At 63.5% G+C, this 4789-nt stretch carries 7 protein-coding genes and 1 pseudogene; all 8 read left to right on the top strand.

Annotated features, from left to right (window positions below; all coding sequences use genetic code 11):
- Window positions 1-433: hypothetical protein (locus GPT33_RS16935; RefSeq protein WP_296811303.1), on the top strand; the 433-nt coding region annotated here is incomplete at its 5' end.
- Complete coding sequence (locus GPT33_RS16940) at window positions 430-855, top strand: GPW/gp25 family protein (protein WP_296811306.1); 426 nt, start codon at window positions 430-432, stop codon at window positions 853-855. The genes GPT33_RS16935 and GPT33_RS16940, both read left to right, overlap by 4 nt.
- Entirely contained in the window at window positions 852-1754 is a 903-nt protein-coding gene (locus GPT33_RS16945; RefSeq protein WP_296811309.1) for a baseplate J/gp47 family protein, read from the top strand. Before GPT33_RS16940 ends, GPT33_RS16945 begins: the two co-directional genes overlap by 4 nt.
- A complete protein-coding gene (locus GPT33_RS16950) occupies window positions 1751-2341 on the top strand; it encodes a hypothetical protein (RefSeq protein ID WP_296811312.1) in 591 nt (196 codons plus the stop codon). Before GPT33_RS16945 ends, GPT33_RS16950 begins: the two co-directional genes overlap by 4 nt.
- A complete protein-coding gene (locus tag GPT33_RS16955; RefSeq protein ID WP_296811315.1) occupies window positions 2334-3002 on the top strand; it encodes a hypothetical protein in 669 nt (222 codons plus the stop codon). The genes GPT33_RS16950 and GPT33_RS16955 overlap by 8 nt, the downstream gene beginning before the upstream one ends.
- A gap of 144 nt (window positions 3003-3146) precedes the next feature.
- Window positions 3147-3818, top strand: a complete 672-nt coding sequence (locus GPT33_RS16960; RefSeq protein WP_296811317.1) for a phage tail protein I — start codon at window positions 3147-3149, stop codon at window positions 3816-3818.
- A complete protein-coding gene (locus GPT33_RS16965; RefSeq protein WP_296811319.1) occupies window positions 3819-4436 on the top strand; it encodes a hypothetical protein in 618 nt (205 codons plus the stop codon).
- Between the two features lie 12 nt (window positions 4437-4448).
- Window positions 4449-4789 (top strand): annotated as a pseudogene (locus GPT33_RS16970) (hypothetical protein); the annotation flags it as partial.

The raw sequence follows: 4789 nt of genomic DNA on the forward strand, positions 1-4789 counted from the left end.
GGGCACCTCGCCGGATCTGCATCGCACGATCTACGCCGACGGCGCGGTGATCGAGTATGACCGGGCGGCGCATGCGCTTAAGGCCACGCTGCCCGGCGGCGGCACGGCGGAGGTGACCGCACCGGGCGGGATCACGGCGACCACGCAAGGCGCAGCACAGATCACGGCGGCAGGTGGCGCGACGATCACGGCGCCCCTGACGCGCCTGGTGGGCAACTTGGAGATCACCGGGACGATTGTGATGGGCTCGGGCGGTGGCGGCGGGTCGATCGGGACGATTTACGGCAGCCTGCAGCAGATCGGCGGCGACTTCATGACCGACGGCAACGTCGCGGCTGATCAGGACGTGACCGCACAGACGATCAGCCTGACCGGGCATGTGCATGACGGCGTGCAGCCGGGCAGCTCACAGACTGGAGTGCCGGCGGCATGATCGGCATGAGCGCCGTCAGCGGCCGGGGGCTGGACGAGGCGGACCACATCCGCCAGTCGATCCGCGACATCCTGCTGACGCCGGTCGGCACGCGGGTGATGCGGCGCGAGTACGGCTCGATGTTGTTTGCGCTGATCGATGCGCCGATGGACCCGCCGACGATCCTGGACATCATTCAAGCCTCGGCCGGTGCGATCGGCCGCTGGGAGCCTCGCGTGGTGGTGCAGCGGGTCTCCGTGGCCGATGCGACCCCAGGGCATGTCACGATCAATCTGGATCTGCTCACGCGCGCCACGGGCGCACCGATCCGCCTGAGCGATGCGCTCGCCGACCCGGAGGTGATTGTGCGCGTGACTGAGGATGAGTCGATCCGCGTGGACGGCGAAGGCGCTGTGAGGGTGGTGGTGGAGGGTGCGGTATGAGCGGCTTTGACGCGATCGATCTGTCCCGCCTGCCAGCGCCGACGCTGATCGATGCGCTGGACTATGAGGCGATTCTGGCCGACCTGCGCACGGACCTGGGCGACCGCGCGCCCGAGCTGGCCGGCGCTCTGGCGCTGGAATCCGAGCCGCTGAACAAGCTGCTGGAGGTCTGCGCCTATCGCGAGCTGTTGCTGCGCGGGCGCGTGAACGACGCGGCACGCGGGGTGATGCTGGCGCTGGCCACCGGCGCGGATCTGGATCATCTGGGGGCGCTGTTCAACGTCGCGAGGCTGGTGGTGCAGGCGGCAAACCCGTCGGTCTTTCCGCCTGTGCCGGAGATCCTGGAATCGGACGCGGCGCTGCGGCGGCGGATCCAGTTGGCGCCGGAAGGCTACACCTCCGCCGGCTCGCGCGGGGCCTATACCTTCCACGCGCTGGGCGCCTCGGCGCTGATTCGCGATGTGTCGGTGACGCAGCCCACGCCAGGGACGGTACGGGTGAACGTGCTGGGCGCCTTCGGTGACGGCACGCCAACATCCGGCACGCTTGATGCCGTTCTGGCGGCGCTTAACGCGGAGACCGTCCGCCCGCTGTGCGACACGGTGCTGGTGGAGGCGGCGAGCATCGTCACCTATCAGATCACCGCCGCGCTGACGACCTACGCCGGGCCTGATCCGGCGGTTGTCGTCACCGCCGCGCAAGCCGCGGCCGTGGCCTATGCTGCCGAACACCACGCCCTGGGGCACGACATTACGCTGAGCGGCCTGTATGCCGCGTTGCATCAACCGGGGGTGCAGCGCGTGGCGCTGGCCATCCCAAGCGCGGATCTGGTGATCGCCGATCACCAGGCGCCCTATTGCACGGCGATCACGATTACCCACGCGGGGACTGGATTATGAGCACGCTGAGACAGTGGAAAACGCCATACACCCGCGCCGAGTTTCTAGCCCTGCTGACGCGCGTCGGTAGCTCGATCGTGGGCACGGATTCGCGGCTATCGGATGCACGCGAGCCCACCGCGCACGCGGACGATCACTTACCGGATGGCTTGGATCCTCTGACCGCTGTGAAGCTTGGCGGGGTTGCCGGTGATGACCCGCGGTTGTCAGACGCGCGTGAGCCGCTTCCTCACCAGCACGCACTCCCCTATGACATCGAGTTCTTCATCTCAGGCGCGTTGGTCGTCGATGAGGTCGTCGGCTTGTTCCTGGTCAACCGAGCGCTCTCGATTGCGGTGGAAGAAGACTCGTCGGCCAAGTGCCTGACCGCATCAACCGGAACGGTCGTCTACACCCTTAAGCAGAACGGCACCAGCATTGGGGCGGCGACGTTCTCGGCGAGCAACACCACGGGGGCGGTGGACTTCACGACGGTACCGGTAGCGCTGGCCAAGGGCGACGTGCTGAGTGTGACAAGCCAATCCGACGCAGATGCGACGATTGCAAACGTCATCATTGCCGTGGCGACGGAGTTTAAGAGTGTTTAATTCGTCGCTCATCTATCGCCCCAGTAACCCAGTCGACCCAGATTGCGCAGAAGACACTGGGTCGACTGGATTGATTTTTCACGCACCGATGAATCTTCCTGGTGATTGGTATTCTGATGTTTTCGAGCATGATGTAAGCGTTTTTGGGTCGCCATCTCAATCTGATGTCATTTTTAAGTGTAGTAAAAGCGCGCTTCTGGAAGGAAACGTTGATTATTTAAGTTACTTAAATGTCCAACTGTCATCTAGGTTCAAATTTGATTTTTGGCTATATGTATTTGAACTTCCTACCGCATTTAAGGGTACGCCAATAGTCGGCGTTGGCACCGGAAGTGAAGGTAGCGACGGCTTTGCAATAAAGTTGTGGAACGCACTTGCGCAACCAGGTCATGAAGGAACTTACTCTTTTGAGGTTAGAAATGCGTATTCAAGCTATGTCAGCTGCTATGTTCCATTGTCCAGGCTTAATACATGGCACCATGTTACTGTTGAGTTAAATGGTAATTTGTATATCGGGGTAGATGATTGTATTAGTAGCGGGTTAGCAACTTCGGTAAACTTTAATGCTGAATTTCCGGTCAAGATTGGACAATTTGATGGGGCGTATTTAGAGAGCAGTGGTTTTTATGTCGAGCGTTTTAAGATTTACGATTTGTCTTAATGAGCAACTAGACAACAGGCTAGAAGATAACCCATGACCTGCCCCGACCCCATCCTCCAACGCGCCCTGCGCCCCCCGCTGACATCCAGCGCCGAGCGCCTGGCATCCCACCCGTTTAGTCGATCCGCGCGCAGAGCCTGATTCGTGCCATCCACCACGCTCACCGCCGACGGCTACCTGATCATCACGACCGATGATTGGGCGGTTGATGTGCTCGATGCCGATGAGATCGTTGATCCTCCGGTCGAGACCCTGCTGCCGCCCTCGGCCAGCACGCAAGAGCGGGCGATCGAGGCGACGACCAGTGAGCGGATCGAGTCCATCCCGGCGCCGATTCGCACGCTGTGGGATCCGGCCACCTGCCCGGCGTCGCTGCTGCCCTGGCTTGCCTGGACGCTGTCGGTGGACGATTGGTCCTCGGGCTGGCAGGACGGGGTGCAGCGGGCCGTGATCGCCGCGTCCATCGCGCAGCACGCGCGCAAAGGCACAGTCGGTGCGGTGCGCCAGGCGTTGGACGATGCCGGCTATGGCGGCTGCACGATCACCGAAGGCGAGCCATCGGCCGGGGCACGGCGCGATGGGTCGGCACTGCGCAACGGGACGCTGATCCGCGGAGGGGAAGCCAATTCCTGGGCCCGTTACCGGGTGAGCCTAGACCGGCCGATCACCGGCGCTCAGGCCGCCGTTGTGCGCGGGATCCTGCGCAATATCGCCCCGGCGCGCTGCGAGCTGGCGGCGCTGGATTACCCGACGGCCGGCGTGCTGCGCAATGGCAGCATCCGGCGCGATGGCACTTACTACCGAGGAGCCGCCTAGATGGCAAACCTGATCGAGAGCGCCGCCTATGAGGCCGGCGTGTATCAATTCGAGGTCACCGACCCGCTGCAAGGCGGGCCGAACGGCATCGACAATCTGCCGCACAAGCACCTAGCCAACCGCACGGCCTGGCTGAAGGGGCAGGTCGACACGCTGAACACGGAGAACAACGCGCACATCGGCGCGGGTGGTGCTGCGCATGCCAACGCGACGACGACGGTGGCGGGGTTTATGTCGGCGGCGGATAAGGTGGCGCTGGGCGCGGCGGCCACATCGGCGGCGCTGGCGGCGTTGGCGGCCAACTTCACCGGCGTGCTGGCGACCAACGGCTATCTGCGCCTCCCGCTGCGGATTGCCGACGTGGATCGCACGCTGATTGTGCAATGGGGGCAGGCGACCGCCGACCTGCCGAGCTCCACGAAGACCGTGGCGTTCCCGATCGCCTTCCCGACGGCGTGTCTCAACATTCAGGCGACGCATTTTGGCTATGGCGGCTCGATCGCCGTGGTCGCGGACATCACGACGACGAATTTCCTGCTTTCGATGTGTCAAGACTTCAACGCCTGCCCTGAGCAGGTGGTTTCGTTTGCTGCCTTCTGGCTGGCCATTGGTTACTAACGGAGACCGACGATGACGACTGATTTTCTTCATGGCGTAGAGGTCATCGAAATCGATGACGGTCGGCGCCCTATCACCACCGCGCGCTCCTCCGTGATCGGTCTGGTCGGCACGGCCGAGGATGCTGAATCGGCGGTCGCGGCTAGCCTGACGCTGGGCACGGCCACGGCGAACACGGGACTGGTCTACACGGCGGCCACGGCCGGCGCGGCGGGCAATGCCATCGCGGTCTATCTGACGACGCCGAACGTGGCCACCTCCGCCCTGGCGGTGAGCGTCTCGGGGACCACGATCACGGTCAGCCTGGAAACGGAAAGCACGGCCGGGACCAGCGTGAGCACGGCGGCCGAGGT

Origin of the sequence: Thiocapsa sp., from assembly GCF_011390875.1 — a bacterium.
GTDB lineage: Bacteria > Pseudomonadota > Gammaproteobacteria > Chromatiales > Chromatiaceae > Thiocapsa.

Excerpts from the sequence above, each read along its gene's own strand:
- GPT33_RS16940 (WP_296811306.1), top strand. The coding sequence starts at position 430 with ATGATCGGCATGAGCGCCGTCAGCGGCCGGGGGCTGGACGAGGCGGAC.
- GPT33_RS16965 (WP_296811319.1), top strand. The coding sequence starts at position 3,819 with ATGGCAAACCTGATCGAGAGCGCCGCCTATGAGGCCGGCGTGTATCAA.
- GPT33_RS16950 (WP_296811312.1), top strand. The coding sequence starts at position 1,751 with ATGAGCACGCTGAGACAGTGGAAAACGCCATACACCCGCGCCGAGTTT.
- GPT33_RS16945 (WP_296811309.1), top strand. The coding sequence starts at position 852 with ATGAGCGGCTTTGACGCGATCGATCTGTCCCGCCTGCCAGCGCCGACG.